Below are 16,440 nucleotides of genomic sequence, written 5' to 3'. Positions count from 1 at the left end.
CGTAAGTAGGTTTAATGAAATATTTTTTGTACGAAGTGAGTGTGATCTCTATTAATCGGTTTACAAAAAATTTGTATCTTTTTGATTCATGATGAAACGATTATTGACATCAAGATCATTGATCCATATAATCCGCCCCAACTAACCGATAGTCATTTCTGTGGGTAAGAATGTCTCTTAGTGGCGAAGAAGATTTACCTTTAAATTCAGAAGAACTTGTTTTTCTCTTGGCAATCGCCGGTCGTATCGACGCGCAAAGTAGACTCCTCGCTCAAAAACTCGATAAAAATCGTTACATTTATCATGCTTATGCCATTGTAGATTCTCTCAGCTCCTCTTACAGCATGTTTAAATACTTTATGGAAGTATTTATGCGTAAGACGGATGCTGAATCGATACACAAAATACTCACTTCCCCTGAAGGAATTGCTGCAATTGCTGCCGAAGCAATTTTTTTAGTTTCTTTTTCTTTCCTGGCAAGTGTTTTTGAGAAAGAAGAAAAAGATTCCGTAAAAAAATTCATAGCGACTGCTTGGCCCTATTTTCGCGATGTAATGAAGGGCTTAAAAAATGCGTATAAAGGATGGCGAAGTACAGTACAAATTTTAAGTCTGATTAGTGGGATGGACCTTAAATATATGGTTGTTCCTGTTGGACTGGTATTAGGTGTATTTGCTGCTGCTAACCGTTTTTGGATACGTAGCATGGTTGAGCAGCGTAAAAAGCAAATGGATAAAAATAAAGAGCTTTTAATTGAAATCCAACAGTTGAGTTCCTTAGCTCCATTAGACCGAGAGTACTATTTATCACGAATCGAATACCAGTCTGATGAAGATCGTGTTTATGCTTATTTAGCATTAGGGACAGGCGGCTTACTGGATGGATTATATTTTTATGTTGGAGTGGTAAGTCTTGCTGTTCTTTCCCCCCATCTTCTTATCGCCATGTCAATCATTGGTGCGATTTACACACTCACCTGTGTTGTTTCACGAATTTATGAAGAATATGATTTTCAATTACGTCTCGAAGCAACTCAAACTCGATGTAAATTCGCACTCACAACTAAAGAGTTGGAATTAACTTATGCCAAATTACTTGAGTTGCAAGACAAAAAAGATAAAAAAACGGAAGACTTGCTCGAAATTCAAAGATTGAAATCAGAGGTATGTAAGTTAATTAAGAACTTTGAAGAAGAGCGTCAATTATTAAGGGAGCAAACAACTCAAAGTTATTTAACTGCGGGTTTGTTAGGAGTGAAGTATGGTTTATATGCGTACGGCGTATTGACCCAAATCTTATTTACGGTTACCGCAGTATGTTCAATCGCTGCCGTCAGCTTTCCCCCTGCTTTATTGGCTGTATTTATCGTTTCTGGTCTGGTATTTATGATTGGGATGATGGCCTATACGTTGCATGCGCATTACCAGCATATGCAGAAACGCGAAGCAGAGCTTGAAAAAGAGCATCCTTATGACCAAATCCTGGAGATGAAGAAAAATATAGAAAAGGAAAAGGATGTAAAGATTTTAACCGCAGAGAATTTCGATGCATCATTAAAAGATGGACTTAAGCTGGATCCTTCGCCGCAGACTTTTTTTCAAGAGTGGTTGGAAGTTATCCGTTCTCTTTTCTCTGGTTTATCCAAGGGAAATAATTTCTCCAATTTTGTAATGACTTCTTGTCAGGAAGTTGATTCCCAGGGAGACTATCATGATACTCCGGTAATGGGGGCATTGGCGATAGCGAGTGGCGTCTTATTTTCATTAACTCTTGGACTTCGGGCTTTGGCTCGAGGATTGGGGCGTCCGCCTAAAGGACAGGTTATTACTACTGAAATAGAAGGAACTGCTCCTGGCGATGTGTCGAAGGATAAAATAAAAACCCAGCCTCAAGGGGAATCACGTGAGCGTAAAAGTAAAGCCTCTGATTCCCTGTCACGACACGATTCATTTTTTTGGAACTTCTTTTCTCCTAGAAATTCAAAGCCTAAAAAACCGCCACAAGACTCCACACTGACTCATTCATTGAGCGATACCTCTCTAAATCATTACCCAACTACTACCGGCAGTACAATTCAGGGTTTAGATTAGGATCATTATACATTTTAAATTGATGATAGATTCTAAAAGTACGTTTTTGTGCCTTTACTTCTTCGAGTAGTTCCTTGAAGCACTGAGCCAATTGTTCTAATTGCTGATTAATGATTGCTAATTTATGAGCACAATTTTTCCGATGTTCCTCCACAACGTCTTCACGCTTGGTTTGGAGTTCCATGTGATAAGATTTCAAGGATAAAATAGAAAGCCTGTCAATGATCATTCCTGGTGATTCAGAGTGAACGGGACACTTACGATAATCTGCGGGTTGCAGTTGGTTGAAAAGCCATTCGTCCATTGCCTCCATGCGGTTATTACGCAATTGATTGAAGCGGTCAATTTCTCGTTTCGCTTGATATACAAACTCATATCCCTGGTCATCACGACGAGCTCTATCTTCTGCATGCCAGAGTTGGTAGTTAAACGCGTGATTTTCTTCAACCAAGCGATAGAATTCTTCGTATTGATGTACTATACCCCTAGCTTTCCATTGGATGATGGAGTTTTTATGTAGCGAGGTGATTTTTTCGATATTAATGCTATCTTGCATATTTTATCCTGTATCATTTGAAAATGATCAGTTTAACCCATACTGCATAGGGCTACAAATTAGGATCCGAAGTACTTATTGTAAATAGTTGTATAAGTTCCATCATTTTCTATTTGCAACAAGATTCTATTGATTTTGTTAATGAGATCGGCATTTTTGGGAAGTGCTATGATTCCATATCCATTTCCCAGAATAATAGGCTTTCCTACAGTTTGAAAGTTCATTACTTTATTGATTGTAAGGTACTTAAACATATCGAAGTTCATTAAGATTGCATCGACATCGTCATGGAGTAATGCCATGATCATTAAAGAAATTTTTGGGTATTCTTTTATATTATCTTTGCTCGTATAGCGCAAAAGAATATCTTTAAGGTGGGTTGCTCTTACGACTCCTATTCTTTTGTTTTTAATGTCTGCAATTGTTTTTATATCTGAAGAGTTGGTCAGAAATTGGCCATCACTTATCATAAAGGGTAAACTGTAAACGTAGTTTTGTGACGTGGCTGCAGGTATTGGGCCTGGTGGAAAAGTGAGATCAATGTTTCCCGAATTCAGTTCATCCATCTGATTTTGCATGGTGATGGCTTTGTATTCGCATGCTACATTGAGACGTTTACATATTTCATTCATTAGTTCGATACAAAAACCAAAATAATGATTGTGGCCATCTACTGCAGAAAATGGAGGCGCAGATCGCGAGACTCCTACTGTAATGCTGTCACCGTAAGCGAGAGAATTTCCCACTAAAAGAACAACAAGGAACAGGATATGTCGGAGCAGCTTCATGCAGTTTTACCATCCTTCTTGGGTATAGTTAAAATTTAGGTTGAGGGTAATTATTTGTCAAATTGAGTGACTTATCCAGAACTCTGTTATATCCTTCAGAGCTAGTCATGGGGAGCTGCATGCTACAGCTGAATTCTGTGGGTAGGCAAGAACGGAGGTCGTTATTTCTGCCCTTTCTTTGCCAAGCATCTGTCTAAAGCATTAGCAAAAGCGGTTTTTTCCTTGATGCTTAATGCAGCAGGGCCGCCTGAATGTTGTCCAGTTGCCCGTAACTGCTCATGCATATCTCTTAAATTTAAACGTTGTTTGATGTTGTTCTCGGTATATTCCTCTCCACGAGGATTAATCACCAATCCTTTTTGGGCAATAACTTCTGCTGCCAAGGGGATATCGGCGGTAATGACCAAATCAAAGGGTTTTAAATGGGTAGTAATATAATGGTCTGCGCTGTCAAAGCCTTTAACGACTTGTACAAAGCGGATGAATGGTGATTTTGGATGAGTAAGGAAGGAATTCGCCACTAAGGTTAGCGACGTTTGTGTACGCACTGCAGCGCGAAATAAGACTTCCTTAATTATTTTGGGGCACGCATCGGCATCTACCCAGATATGCATATTCATTGAATTGGCCAGTATAAATTAGAATGATTTTAGCAAGTAAGGCTGACAAGCAACATAGGCTAATCATATAATTTTAACTTTGTTGAGGTTGAAAGAATTATAGCGACATCCAATAAGTTCCAGACAAGGCGCAAGCGTACTCAAGTACATGAATGAGTCGAACGAGCTTGTAACGATGTATAGAACTAAGTGGCGCTATAGGTTTCTATTTCTTATTTTGGGAGAACGTAATGAGGATTGTCGCTTTTTTTTGTTGTTCAGTGTTATCTTTTTATGTTGCAGCTGCAGAATCGACTCTGCCTGTTGGATGTCATGCTGTTGCTGTTCAGGGTGAATCAGTGACATTACAAGTTAAAAAAAGCAGTTTGGTATTTATTCATAATCTTGCTTCTACAGATGTCTGGATTACACATCCAGTTGCTAATCCCAGTGCCAGTGCCGGTTGGACAACACGGATACAAGGTGGAAATTGGTCTGCATTGGCCTTGCATAAAGGCCCATTTGTTTTAAATTGCATTGAATCCAGGCCTGGCCACGAACAACAAGCACCTTGTGAGGGCCTCATTGCCGTGTGTAAATGGAAGAAGGTGAAAATTCCTGCTCAAGGTAAGGACAGTACGTTCTGGGCAGCAGAAGATATGTCTTTATCCGCATTAACTGCTGCGGTAGGCGCACGAGGGTTTGTGATTCCTGTACCCAAGAAGTCATAAGGAAGCAGTTGACAGTAATACCAGCTATCCATTTTGGAGGATGTAGGATGTATACGAAGTTTTTTGAGCAAAAATCAGACAAAAAAGAGGATAAGGAAAAAGGAATCCAGTTTGTGTCTAACATTTATTCTGTATTATCTCGTGACCCATCAATAAGTAACGAGATGAAACAGAAGATATTGATTGGTTCATTGTTTTATGCAAATCTCTCTGCAAAAGAGATTCAAGAAGATATAGTAAATAGATATGCCCCCAGCAATAACTGCTAAAGGTTTGTAAAAAGCCCTCTAGGAAGACGGCTTTTGCTGACACGTTACTTGACGGGAATTGCTGGTGGTTGACCACTTATCTTGCTACTTTCATGGATAAGTGGTAGAACTGAGCAAATGATGTATACCTTAAATATGATGACAACAAAATACAAACAGGATAAGCGTTGAGCAAAAAAACAAAAGATCCCTTTTATGAACGGGAAAGTGAAAAATATACCGATCCTGTCCCAAGTCGCGAATTCATTATTGAAATTCTTAATGAATACGGCAAGCCTATGTCGCGTAATCAATTATTCGATAAACTCCATATAAGTGATGAGCGCAAGCAAGAATCTATGGGGTTTAGGCTGAAGGCCATGTTGCGTGATGGACAGATTATGCAAGATCGCCGCGGCCGATTTTGTCTTATGCAAAGAATTAATCTATCACGTGGTAGCGTTCAAGCACATCCCGATGGTTTTGGTTTTTTTATTCCTGATGATGGTTCAGAAGATATGTTTTTGTCCGCTAAAGAAATGCGGGCGGTGATGCATGGAGACCTTGTTCTTGCCTATCAGGTTGGTGTGGATCGACGAGGAAGGCCTGAGGCAAAAATCCATGAGGTGATCGAGCATGCCAATGCCACTGTTGTAGGACGATTTTTTACTGATCATGGGGTCAGTTTTGTATTGCCTGATAGCAAACATTTAACCCAAGATATCTCTATTCCCCAAGAAATGATCAATGGCGCCAAGAACGGTCAAATTGTTTTGGTCGAATTAATTGCTTTTCCCAGTAAACGAACACAAGCTATTGGTAAGGTGATTCATGTTTTAGGCGAACATATGGCTCCTGGCATGGAAATTCAAGTTGCACTTTATGCACATGGAATTCCCTTCGAATGGCCAGAGGATGTAAATATTGAAGTTGCAAAAATTCCACAGCATGTTACTGAAGAGCAAATCAAGGGACGCACGGATCTGCGTAGCCTCCCTTTTGTTACGATTGATGGGGATGATGCCAAAGATTTTGATGACGCAGTTTATTGTTATAAGAAGCCAAAGGGCGGTTTTCAATTGTATGTTGCCATTGCGGATGTCAGTAATTATGTGAAGCAAGATTCTGCCCTGGATAAGGAAGCTGCTCGCCGTGGTAACTCGGTGTATTTCCCGGGAAAAGTAATTCCCATGTTACCAGAGGCTTTATCCAATGGTTTATGCTCTCTAAATCCTCATGTGGATCGCCTGTGTATGGTTGCTGAAATGGCAATCAGTGATGAAGGTAAGATATCGCGCTCTCGGTTTTATCGTGCCGTCATTCATTCACATGCGCGATTGACCTATACTCAGGTTGGCTCTTGGCTTGATCAGGGTGCTACCGATGAACAACATGCTTCTTTGTGGCCGACCTTACAAGCTCTATATGATTTGTATCACGTTTTATTGGTTACTCGTAAGCTTCGCGGTGCGATCGAGTTCGAGACTACAGAAACACGGATCGAATTTGATGAAAATAAAAAAATTCAATGTATTGTGCCAGTGATTCGCAATGATGCGCATAAATTGATCGAAGAGTGTATGTTAGCCGCGAATGTCGCTACAGCACGATTTTTGGAAAAAGCTGAGATTCCTACACTTTATCGTGTGCATGCCGTTCCTGAAGAAGACAAGATTACTGCATTAAGACAGTTCTTAGGTGAATTAGGATTGCAATTAGGGGGGAACAAAAAGCCTGGACCCAAAGATTTTCAGCGCACTATGAATGCAATAGAAGATCGGCCGGATAGACATCTTATTGAAACGGTCATGCTCCGCTCTCTGAAGCAAGCGCACTATGTTGAAGCCAACGAAGGACATTTCGGCCTTGCCTATTCTGCTTATACTCATTTTACTTCGCCTATCCGGCGTTACCCAGATTTGTTAATTCATCGTGCAATAGGTCATTTATTAGATAATCAGCCTGTTTATGAATTTAGTTATACCCACGAAGATATGAATCGATTGGGAAAACATTCATCAATGACTGAGCGTCGTGCTGATGAAGCAACAAGAGAAGTGATAGCCTGGTTAAAATGTGAATACATGCAGGACAAATTGGGACAGGTCTTCAATGGGCGAATTTCTGCAGTGACCAGTTTTGGAATTTTTGTTGAACTGGATGAAATTTATGTTGAAGGTTTGGTCCATGTTACTTCTTTAAAAAATGATTACTATACTTTTGACTCTGTAAAACATCGTCTGACAGGCACGCGGGGTGGTCATGTATATCATTTGGGAGACAAAATGACGGTTTTGGTAGCCCGGGTTGATTTAGATGAGCGTAAAATTGATTTTGAGCCAGTCGAGGAAGCTGTTGGTCATGAGTGAGCAGTATGTCTATGGGGTACATGCAGTTTCTGCTTTATTAACCAACCCGCATCGAGTAACTAAAAAACTCTATATTAGTGAAGAGCGGGTGGATAAACGGCTGCAAAATATTATTGATAAAGCGATGCAAGCACACATCAATATTGAAAAATTAAGTATGCAAAAAATGAACCAGCGCTTTGCGGATTTTGCCCATCAGGGCGTTGTAGCAAGTGCATCTTCATTGCCCGATTACAATGAGTCGCATTTACTGGCATTATTGGAGTCCAGTAAACAGCCTGCTTTGATTCTGATCCTGGATGGAGTTACCGACCCGCATAATTTAGGAGCATGCTTGCGTACTGCTGATGCAACCGGAGTTGATTTTGTGGTGCTCCCTAAAGACAAAAGTGCCAGCATTACTCCTGTAGTAAGCAAGGTTGCATGCGGCGCAGCGGAGTCGGTGCCTTTGGCGAGAGTAACTAATTTAGTACGTAGCATGGAACTTTTAAAAGCACACGGAGTCTGGATCTATGGGGCGGCTGGCGAGGCAACCAACTCCTTATATCAAACAAATTGCGCTGGAAATGTCGCGATTGTGATGGGAGCAGAAGGGGAAGGACTGCGCCGATTGACACGCGAACATTGTGACGGTTTATTTTCTTTGCCTATGTTAGGCAGTGTAGCCAGTTTAAACGTTTCTGTAGCTACCGGCGTTTCTTTATATGAAATTGTAAGGCAAAGAAAGGGGAGTGGTTCTTAATGAGCGAATTAAAAATGAAAGCGGCAAAAGCCGCATTGCAATACATCGAAGACGATATGGTGGTTGGTGTAGGTACCGGATCTACAGTAAATTTTTTTATCAAACAACTGGCTACTATAAAGCATAGGATTGATGCTTGTGTATCCAGCTCCAAAGCGACGGAAGCTTTATTACGGCAAGAGGGTATTCCTGTTATTGATTTAAACTCAGTACAGGATTTACCGATTTATATTGATGGTGCTGATGAGGTGACTGAGCATGGCGAAATGATTAAGGGAGGCGGTGGCGCTCACACTCGTGAAAAAATTGTAGCCCAGGTAGCAGAAAAATTTATTTGTATCGTGGATGATTCAAAACTGGTAAAGCATTTGGGAAATTTTCCAGTTGCTGTAGAGGTAATTCCACTGGCACGCAGTATGGTTGCTCGGAAGTTAGTTCAATTAGGTGGTGATCCTGAATATAGAGAGGGGTTCATAACTGATAATGGTAATATTATTCTTGATGTGTTCAATTTAACAATCAATGAACCTATGGATATGGAAGATCGCATTAATCGAATTACCGGAGTTGTGGAAAATGGGATATTTGCGCATCGTGCAGCAGATGTAATTTTATTGGCTTCCCAGGATGGTGTGAAACAAGTGAAATAGAAAATCCTCTACGTACCGCGTTTTAGGTGCGGTATCCAGAAAATATTTTAACGAATCTATAATTTGAGACTGTTTCAATAGACAAGATCTCCTGGATACCGCGCATAAAGCGTGTACGTAAGGTGAAAAAAATGGGGCTCTCAGGACTTGTCCGCAAGATATAGGACGTCTTGTGATTCCTTGATTTCTGCGGACAACCCCCGCGAACAAGTCGTGGGGACGGGACGTAGGATGAGGCAGCGATGTTTCGCTTTACCCACGTTACTTTAACAAAACAGGTTTTAGGCTAATGAATGAACATAAAGTTTATGTAAACCGAATTCTGAATATGAAAAAAATCAAGTTGATTGGTCTGGACATGGATCATACCTTGATTCGTTATAATTCTGAGAATTTTGAGTCTTTGGTTTACCAACTCGTTAAAGAACAGTTGGTAGAGGTAAAACATTATCCTGAACACATTAAAAAATTGAATTTTAATTATCACGATGCGATTCGTGGTTTGGTTATTGATAGTAAAAACGGCAATATTTTAAAGTTAAGTCGTTACGGTGCAATTCGCCAAAGTTATCATGGTACGAAAATGATTGATTTTGCGGAACAGCAAAAAATTTATCGAAGTATTTATGTTGATTTGGGTGATTCTAATTACATGGCTATAGATACAGCTTTTTCGATTGCTTTCTGTGTTCTATATGGCCAATTAGTTGATTTAAAGGATTCATTGTATCCTGAGGAAATACCCAGTTATCAAACCATCGCACAAGACGTACAATTTTGCGTGGATAAAGTTCATTCTGACGGCAGTTTAAAAACAATTATTAGTAAAAATTTGCCTACCTATGTTATTAAAGAGCGTGCACTGGTAGAGGGCTTGAAGCATTTCATGCACCATGGCAAAAAAATATTTATTCTAACAAATTCCGACTATTCCTATACAAAGCTATTATTGGAATATGCGATTAACCCTTTTTTGCAGAGAGGTGAAAGCTGGATCGATTTATTTGAATTTGTCATTACACTAGCCAATAAGCCTCGCTTTTTTTACGATAATCTACGCTTTTTATCAATTCATCCAGCTACTGGAACAATGACTAATACAATGGGTCCAATAGTTTCAGGCGTGTACCAAGGAGGTAATGCCAAAAAATTTACCGAAGATTTGCATGTTCGCGGCGATGAGATTCTTTATATTGGCGATCACATCTATGGCGATATCTTAAGGTTAAAAAAAGATTGCAATTGGCGAACCGCTTTAGTTGTGGAAGAGCTTGGAGAGGAAATAGCTGCACAAGCGCGGGCAATGCCTATAGAAAAAAAAATCAGTGAAGTGATGGAAATAAAAAAGGATTTAGAAAAGCAATACGTCAATTTATACACAAAAATGATTGATGAAGGTTCAAAACAACACAGCCATGAAATACAAGATTTGCAGGCACAAATCAGTAGGATTGATGCGCAACTTACTAAATTGTTAAAAGAACAACAAACCTATTTTAATCCAAAATGGGAGCGTATTTTTCGCGCTGGAGCGGAGGAAAGTTATTTTGCCTATCAAGTCGATCGCTTTGCTTGTATTTATATGGAAAAACTTTCTGATTTATTGGAACACTCTCCTGTAACTTATTTCCGTGCGAACAGGCGTTTGTTAGCACATGATGTTGAGGTATAAAATTTTTCTCCAAAAACGCATAAAGTGTGTTCGGTAAAAATTGGCCCGGCTCAGTCAAAATTTCGGGGGCGTTATGACAGTACCTATCGATGTGTCACTTGTACGCAAATTGATTGATTCACAATTTCCACAATGGTCAGATTTACCCATTAAACCTGTAGCGTTCAGCGGTTGGGATAATAGAACGTTTCATTTAGGCCCTGAAATGACCGTTCGGCTTCCAAGTGCACCATCTTATGCCTTGCAAGTAGAAAAAGAGCAGCTCTGGTTACCGTATCTTGCGCCTCATTTGTCTTTATCGATTCCTACGCCTTTAGCTAAAGGAGAGCCTGTTGCGGACTATCCTTGGCATTGGTCAATTTATCGATGGATTGAAGGACACACAGCATCAATTGAGCGAATTAAGGATATGGAGTTATTTGCCTCTGATTTAGCCCAATTTTTGTTAGAATTACAAAAAATTGATGCCGAGGGTGGTCCAGCGGCGGGCGAGCACAGTTTCTATCGTGGAGGACCACTGTCAACTTATGATACTGAGGTAAACGCAGCAATTAAAATTTTGGGTAAATATACTGACACCGGGATTCTTTCTTTAATATGGTCTGAGGCACTAGGTGAGCTTTGGCAAGGTGCTCCCGTTTGGATTCATGGAGATATTGCTGTAGGCAATTTATTAATCAAAGAAGGCCGTCTCTGCGCCGTTATTGATTTTGGTCAACTGGCGATTGGTGATCCTGCGTGTGATTTGGCAATTGCTTGGACATTTTTTAAAGAGGCAAGTCGCAATGTGTTTCGTAAAGTGCTCGAACTTGATACGGCAACATGGGCACGCGCTCGCGGGTGGGCGTTATGGAAGGCACTGATTGTATGTGCAAAATTACCAGGCACCAACCCATTGGATATTGAAAAGTCCTGGAAAGTAATCAAAGAGATAATTACAGATTATAATATAATAAATAAATAGGAAATTTATGGAATAATTATTTATAAGGAAAGTCATGTCAACAATGAAACAATTGAAAAGAATTATTCTTGCTTTTTGTTTAGTAGGAGTCACTGTATTTGCTAGCTCATGTAATGTCAATCAACCGATTTCTACACATAATGAAAAGGGGTATGGTGGAGATGGCGGCGGCCGTTAGATCCATCAAGGAACGGGCATATTTGGCGCATCTTGCGAGAAAATTTTCCTAATCAATGCTCACATACTGATGTATGCTGCGCTTGCTTGGAAAAATTTTCTCACAACCTGCACTCAACTATCCCCGTTCGGGCAGGATTCAATAATGACTGAAATGTGATTATTTAATTACTGGATTACATTTCTTAATGTTTCCAGGCTAATATTCGCCCCACTTAAAACAACCACTGCATTTTTTCCTTGATAATATGGAGCACATTTTAAAAATGCAGCCAGAGCTACGCCAGCGGCACCTTCGATTAACAGATGCTGGATTTCCAATACCGTAAGTAGGGCAGAGCGAATTTCGTTTTCGGAGACTAAAACAAAATCATCAACGTACTCGCGACACAGATCAAAGGTTATTGCAGCAGGCTCCACTCCTCCTGCTGTAGCATCGGATAAAGTGGGCAAGGTTTCCATGGAAATAATTGCTCCTGCTTTAATCGACTCTGACATGACCGGAGAATTTTCAGGTAAACATCCAATAATTTTTGTTTTAGGAGAAACTGCTTTAATATATCCCGCAATTCCGCTAATTAATCCACCACCGCCTACAGGGATAAAAATAACGTCTGAATCCACTTGGCGCATAAGCTCAATACCAATAGTGCCCTGACCCGCAATGACTTGCGCATTATTATAAGGTGACACGTAAACAAGAGCGTGTTGCTTTGCATAGTCTATTGCCTGTAATTCAGTTTCAACGCAATCCTTTCCATAAAGCCTAAGTGGGGCATTATAAAAACTAATATTTTCCTTTTTTACAGGAGACACATTTTCAGGTACAAAAATAACTCCTGGAAGATTTAATTTATGCAGTCCATATGCAATCGCTGCTCCATGATTTCCTGTAGATGCGGCGACAATACCATTTTGCTGGTCTTCTTTTAGAGAGAGTAAGGCATTAAGTGCTCCCCGAACTTTGAATGAGCCTGTATATTGTAAATTTTCACATTTTAAATAAAGATTCACATTGGTAAGTTTACTTAGCGGCAAAGAGAAATCCAAAGGTGTTTCACGAATATGGCTACGAATTCGATTTTCAGCTTTAAGTACTTCGGTTTTTACATCAAACATTCATGTTTCTCCCAAGGATCGATGTAGATAATTATAAATAGTGGCGCGTGACACATTGAGAATTTGCGCAATATACTGGGCTGCATTTTTCCCAGAAAAAGCACCAATCGCATACAGATGATCTATTAAGGCTTTTTTTTCTTTTCGATTTAATGAATCAAGAAGCATTTGATGTTCATTTAAGTAATGATGAATGTAGGTATTAATGCGCTCTTGCCAATCATCTTTAAATAGGGGTTCTGGCTTTGCTGTTAACTGAGTGCACTGAAGAAATTGTTGCAAAGATTCATTAAACTTTTCCATTACTGAAACATCAAGATTAATGCACAACATGCCCACTACCTTATGGTTTTCGTCACGAATCATACTGCTAACTGATTTGAGTTTGTTTCCATTCCAATTTGTTTTTTCGTAGGGGCCAACACAATCATTCAGAAGTTGTAGATCCCCTTCATTTAGCAGTGATGAATCACCTACTCGGCGTTTGGAAAACGGGTTGTAAATAGCCGCAATTTTATTTTGCGTTACATCATGCACAATAACTTCTGCATAAGGAGACAATAAACGTTGGATTGCCTCCGCTGTGGGTAAAAAATTTTTAATTGCCTTTTTCATATCAGAACAACAGAATTTAAATAAATATACTATAGTCTAATTTAGACTGTTCTGTCTATTTATAATAAGGAGAAAATAAATTTTTTTAAAAAATAATTTCTTAATTCTTCCTTAAGGTTTGATCTTTATACTTAACGATGAACTAACAGGGAGCCCGGACGCGATGCGTGTATTAATTATTGAGGACAACGCTTTTAATGCATTTTGCTTGTCTCGACTATTAGAGTCAGTTATTGCTTCAGTAACAATCGATGTTGCAAGTAATAGTCAGGATGCCCTGTCTTTTATAGATACTCATGTGCCGGATTTAGTTGTCATTGATGGTGAGTTGAATTTGATTAACGAACATTCTACTCATGGACCACAACTTGCAGCAATCATACTGCAAAAATATCCTCATCTCCCTCTTATTACCTGGTCAGATTCTGAATTTATGCGTGGCGCTTTCGCTAAAGTTTTGATCCAGTATAATCGTCTGGTGAATGAGTACAATACTTGGACTAAAACTGTGAGTCCAGAATGCATTCAAAAAACCTGGGCGTATTATTTTGATGAATCGGTCGCTGAAACACAGGCTTTTTCACATATAACTCGTTCTAAAAGACAAGCCAGCTATCATCTTTGATTACTTCATCTGGCTTGAAATCTATTATTTCAGAGTGATATCAACGTAAAAATCAGCAAGCACCTGAAACACGCGCTATAATTAGAATTATCCTATTTCTGTGACGCATCAATCTATTTTTAAGGAAAACCAGATGATGAACTATGACCGGACACAGAGCCCCTCAGATCACAAAAAAATACGTAAAAACAAAAAAATTGATAAAAAAACGAATGAGCCTGGTTCCCTTATGCAACCATTAAAAGAGGCTAAAAAACATCGGAGAAAAACGCAGTCAAAAAAGAGTTTGTTCGACTTGGAGGTACAAACTATTAAAACAGAAGATACCTTTTATACAAAAAGTATGCTGCAAAATATTCTGGACAGCTCGGTGGAATATTCAATCATAGGAATAGATTTGCAGGGAAAAATCATCTTATGGAATGAGGGCGCATCCCGTAATTATGGATACACTGCTTCTGAAATGGTGAATAAAAAAAATATTTTTGCACTCCATACACGCGAAGACATAAAATCCGGAGCGGCTCAGGATTTTATGAAAAGAGCATTAGAACAAGGAAACGCGGAAGAAGTGTTTGAACGTGTTCGTAAAGACCGCTCGCGTTTTATTGCTGCAGTTACTCTAACAGTACGTCGAGATGATAAGGGAAGTCCTGTTGGCTACGTTATGATTTCCAAAGATATTACAGAAGCGAAGCGTATCGAAAATCAACTGCTAAAAACGAATGAGGAGTTGGAGCAATTTGCTTACATCGCATCACATGATTTAAAAGCTCCTTTACGGGCTATTGAACGATTAGCTACCTGGCTTGAAGAGGATAATGCCGATAAATTGGATGATAAATCAAAAGAGCATTTGGCCTTATTACGTCAACGGACTTTACGCTTAGCGAATTTAATTGATGGAATATTGCAATATTCACGAGCAGGTCGTTTGGATTTGAACGTCGAACGTGTGAATACCAAAGAAATTCTAAAAGATATCATTGAAAATCTTAATCCGGAGGGTCGATTTGAAGTGCATTACCCTAAACGCCTCCCAATTTTTAAAACCGCTAAAATTCCATTGATTCAAGTATTTTCTAATATACTGGGTAATAGCTTTAAACACCATCATCGAAAAAAAGGTACGATCACCATCGAGGTTGATACATTGGGTGCTTTTTACCTGTTTACTATTAAAGATGATGGCCCAGGAATTGCGCCTGAATTTTTTAATAAGATTTTTGTTGTTTTTCAGACGCTCAAAGCAAGGGATGAGTTGGAGTCTACAGGTATTGGCTTAAGTATTGTTAAAAAAATTGTCGAATCTCAGGGCGGAAAAGTGATGGTACAGTCTCAGGTAGGGCATGGGACTACGATGTCATTCACCTGGCCTAAGCAAATCAAAAAAAAGAACACGCTTCAGCAATTGGGTATCAGTAAGAAATTGTGAGCGCTAACTTGCACTTTTGCTAGGAAACTCAAGTAGATTCCAATAGTGATGTAGTGAGGAAATCATTTCCATAAATTCTGAAACTTGAAATGGTTTTACAATATAACCTGCAGCATTCAAGTTATATGCATCTATTTTATCTTTTTCACTATTTGAAGTAGTAAGAATAAAAACCAGTAGTGATTTTAACTTTTTATTTGTGCGGATATTTTTCATAAACTCTATGCCATTCATTTTGGGCATATTAATATCCAGAATGATTATTTTGGGCGTGGGGGTTAATTTTTTTTCTCCATTGATACCCAATAATTTATTTAATGCATCGACCCCATTTGTTGCTATGTGCAGTGGATTATTGATTTTATTTTTCTTAAAAGTTCTTTGTATGTCTTTGATATCAATTTCATCATCATCTACAAGCATAAAATTAATGGAATTATCTAATTCATACATTTGTTATTCCTTCTATTAATTTAATATAGATTATAGGCAATAAATTCAATTTTTTCACAAAATGATTTTTATTGATACTATAATTAACATATGAATTCAATGTAATGAATGTAAGTCTTTTTAGATAAACTACTTCCTGATTTCCGTGAGCTTTTAAGAGCCATTTTAAAGCAGATGAACGCGGTAGGAGAATGACTATGGGATCCCACGAAAACATCGTTGATATATTGTATATTGAAGATGACATTGTTGATGTTGAGGGTGTAAAGCGAATTTTTAAAAAAGTTAAAGAGTCTTGTGCTATTGAGGTTGCTTCAAATGGTGAAGAAGCCTTAAATAAACTGTATGGACGAAAAGGGGAAAATAAAATTCATCCAAAAGTAATTCTTCTTGATATTAATGTTCCCAAAGTAAATGGGATTGATTTGCTGAAAATTATTCGTAAGGATCCGTCATTGGCGTTTACAGAGGTATTCATTTTGACAAATGCTTATACAAAGGAGGATAAGCTTGCAATCAAAGACCTAAATGTGAGAGGACAAATCATTAAACCCCTTGAATACGGTGATGCATTGAATATTTATTGGGCAACGCATCATTCATAATG

The 16,440-nt window shown here is 38.9% G+C and carries 18 protein-coding genes; 12 read left to right on the top strand and 6 right to left on the bottom strand.

What is annotated here, in order from left to right:
* Positions 1-170: 170 nt before the first annotated feature.
* Positions 171-2,090 (top strand): hypothetical protein, encoded by a 1,920-nt coding sequence (locus FOLKNPGA_RS17400; RefSeq protein WP_182351076.1) that lies wholly within the window; start codon positions 171-173, stop codon positions 2,088-2,090.
* Here the strand turns inward: FOLKNPGA_RS17400 and FOLKNPGA_RS17395 are convergent.
* The 3 genes from FOLKNPGA_RS17395 to FOLKNPGA_RS17385 all read right to left on the bottom strand — a co-directional run bounded on the left by FOLKNPGA_RS17395 (position 2,059) and on the right by FOLKNPGA_RS17385 (position 4,048).
* Positions 2,059-2,646, bottom strand: a complete 588-nt coding sequence (locus FOLKNPGA_RS17395; RefSeq protein WP_182351075.1) for a DUF4254 domain-containing protein — start codon at positions 2,644-2,646, stop codon at positions 2,059-2,061. The two genes, FOLKNPGA_RS17400 and FOLKNPGA_RS17395, sit on opposite strands and share 32 nt — an antisense overlap.
* A gap of 59 nt (positions 2,647-2,705) precedes the next feature.
* On the bottom strand, positions 2,706-3,434 hold the full coding sequence (locus tag FOLKNPGA_RS17390; RefSeq protein ID WP_182351074.1) for a transporter substrate-binding domain-containing protein: 729 nt from the start codon (positions 3,432-3,434) through the stop codon (positions 2,706-2,708).
* A 161-nt stretch (positions 3,435-3,595) separates the two neighbouring features.
* Positions 3,596-4,048 (bottom strand): YaiI/YqxD family protein, encoded by a 453-nt coding sequence (locus FOLKNPGA_RS17385; RefSeq protein WP_182352902.1) that lies wholly within the window; start codon positions 4,046-4,048, stop codon positions 3,596-3,598.
* A gap of 236 nt (positions 4,049-4,284) precedes the next feature.
* On the opposite strand from FOLKNPGA_RS17385, the gene FOLKNPGA_RS17380 reads away from it, so the two are divergent.
* The 8 genes from FOLKNPGA_RS17380 to FOLKNPGA_RS17345 all read left to right on the top strand — a co-directional run bounded on the left by FOLKNPGA_RS17380 (position 4,285) and on the right by FOLKNPGA_RS17345 (position 11,587).
* Positions 4,285-4,764, top strand: a complete 480-nt coding sequence (locus FOLKNPGA_RS17380; protein WP_182351073.1) for a hypothetical protein — start codon at positions 4,285-4,287, stop codon at positions 4,762-4,764.
* Positions 4,765-4,811: 47 nt separating this feature from the next.
* Positions 4,812-5,033 (top strand): hypothetical protein, encoded by a 222-nt coding sequence (locus FOLKNPGA_RS17375; protein WP_182351072.1) that lies wholly within the window; start codon positions 4,812-4,814, stop codon positions 5,031-5,033.
* 167 nt (positions 5,034-5,200) lie between these two features.
* On the top strand, positions 5,201-7,381 hold the full coding sequence (gene rnr / locus FOLKNPGA_RS17370) for a ribonuclease R (protein WP_182351071.1): 2,181 nt from the start codon (positions 5,201-5,203) through the stop codon (positions 7,379-7,381).
* Positions 7,374-8,123, top strand: a complete 750-nt coding sequence (gene rlmB / locus FOLKNPGA_RS17365; RefSeq protein WP_182351070.1) for a 23S rRNA (guanosine(2251)-2'-O)-methyltransferase RlmB — start codon at positions 7,374-7,376, stop codon at positions 8,121-8,123. Before rnr ends, rlmB begins: the two co-directional genes overlap by 8 nt.
* Positions 8,123-8,773: a ribose-5-phosphate isomerase RpiA gene (gene rpiA / locus FOLKNPGA_RS17360; RefSeq protein ID WP_182351069.1), complete on the top strand. Its 651-nt coding sequence runs from the start codon at positions 8,123-8,125 to the stop codon at positions 8,771-8,773. Before rlmB ends, rpiA begins: the two co-directional genes overlap by 1 nt.
* Before the next feature lie 289 nt (positions 8,774-9,062).
* The gene (locus tag FOLKNPGA_RS17355; RefSeq protein ID WP_182351068.1) at positions 9,063-10,445 is read left to right on the top strand and encodes an HAD-IG family 5'-nucleotidase; all 1,383 of its coding nucleotides are present in this window, start codon (positions 9,063-9,065) and stop codon (positions 10,443-10,445) included.
* A 73-nt stretch (positions 10,446-10,518) separates the two neighbouring features.
* Positions 10,519-11,409, top strand: a complete 891-nt coding sequence (locus FOLKNPGA_RS17350) for an aminoglycoside phosphotransferase family protein (RefSeq protein ID WP_182351067.1) — start codon at positions 10,519-10,521, stop codon at positions 11,407-11,409.
* 34 nt (positions 11,410-11,443) lie between these two features.
* A complete protein-coding gene (locus FOLKNPGA_RS17345) occupies positions 11,444-11,587 on the top strand; it encodes a hypothetical protein (protein WP_182351066.1) in 144 nt (47 codons plus the stop codon).
* 167 nt (positions 11,588-11,754) lie between these two features.
* Here FOLKNPGA_RS17345 and FOLKNPGA_RS17340 read toward each other — a convergent pair whose 3' ends face one another.
* Both FOLKNPGA_RS17340 and FOLKNPGA_RS17335 read right to left on the bottom strand, forming a co-directional pair.
* On the bottom strand, positions 11,755-12,705 hold the full coding sequence (locus FOLKNPGA_RS17340; protein ID WP_182351065.1) for a threonine/serine dehydratase: 951 nt from the start codon (positions 12,703-12,705) through the stop codon (positions 11,755-11,757).
* On the bottom strand, positions 12,706-13,320 hold the full coding sequence (locus FOLKNPGA_RS17335; RefSeq protein WP_182351064.1) for a transcriptional regulator: 615 nt from the start codon (positions 13,318-13,320) through the stop codon (positions 12,706-12,708).
* Between the two features lie 163 nt (positions 13,321-13,483).
* On the opposite strand from FOLKNPGA_RS17335, the gene FOLKNPGA_RS17330 reads away from it, so the two are divergent.
* Positions 13,484-13,945: a response regulator gene (locus tag FOLKNPGA_RS17330; RefSeq protein WP_182351063.1), complete on the top strand. Its 462-nt coding sequence runs from the start codon at positions 13,484-13,486 to the stop codon at positions 13,943-13,945.
* 133 nt (positions 13,946-14,078) lie between these two features.
* Positions 14,079-15,380 carry an ATP-binding protein gene (locus FOLKNPGA_RS17325; RefSeq protein WP_232890303.1) on the top strand — a complete coding sequence of 434 codons (1,302 nt, stop codon included), beginning with the start codon at positions 14,079-14,081 and terminating at the stop codon, positions 15,378-15,380.
* Positions 15,381-15,383: 3 nt separating this feature from the next.
* Here FOLKNPGA_RS17325 and FOLKNPGA_RS17320 read toward each other — a convergent pair whose 3' ends face one another.
* On the bottom strand, positions 15,384-15,833 hold the full coding sequence (locus tag FOLKNPGA_RS17320) for a response regulator (RefSeq protein ID WP_182351062.1): 450 nt from the start codon (positions 15,831-15,833) through the stop codon (positions 15,384-15,386).
* 197 nt (positions 15,834-16,030) lie between these two features.
* Here FOLKNPGA_RS17320 and FOLKNPGA_RS17315 point away from each other — a divergent pair, with 197 nt between their 5' ends.
* The gene (locus tag FOLKNPGA_RS17315; RefSeq protein WP_182351061.1) at positions 16,031-16,438 is read left to right on the top strand and encodes a response regulator; all 408 of its coding nucleotides are present in this window, start codon (positions 16,031-16,033) and stop codon (positions 16,436-16,438) included.
* The last annotated feature ends 2 nt before the right edge of the window (positions 16,439-16,440 follow it).

The sequence above is a fragment of the Legionella sp. PC1000 genome, from assembly GCF_014109805.1.
GTDB classification, from domain to species: domain Bacteria; phylum Pseudomonadota; class Gammaproteobacteria; order Legionellales; family Legionellaceae; genus Legionella; species Legionella resiliens.
This window is presented reverse-complemented; position numbering and strand designations above follow the sequence as displayed.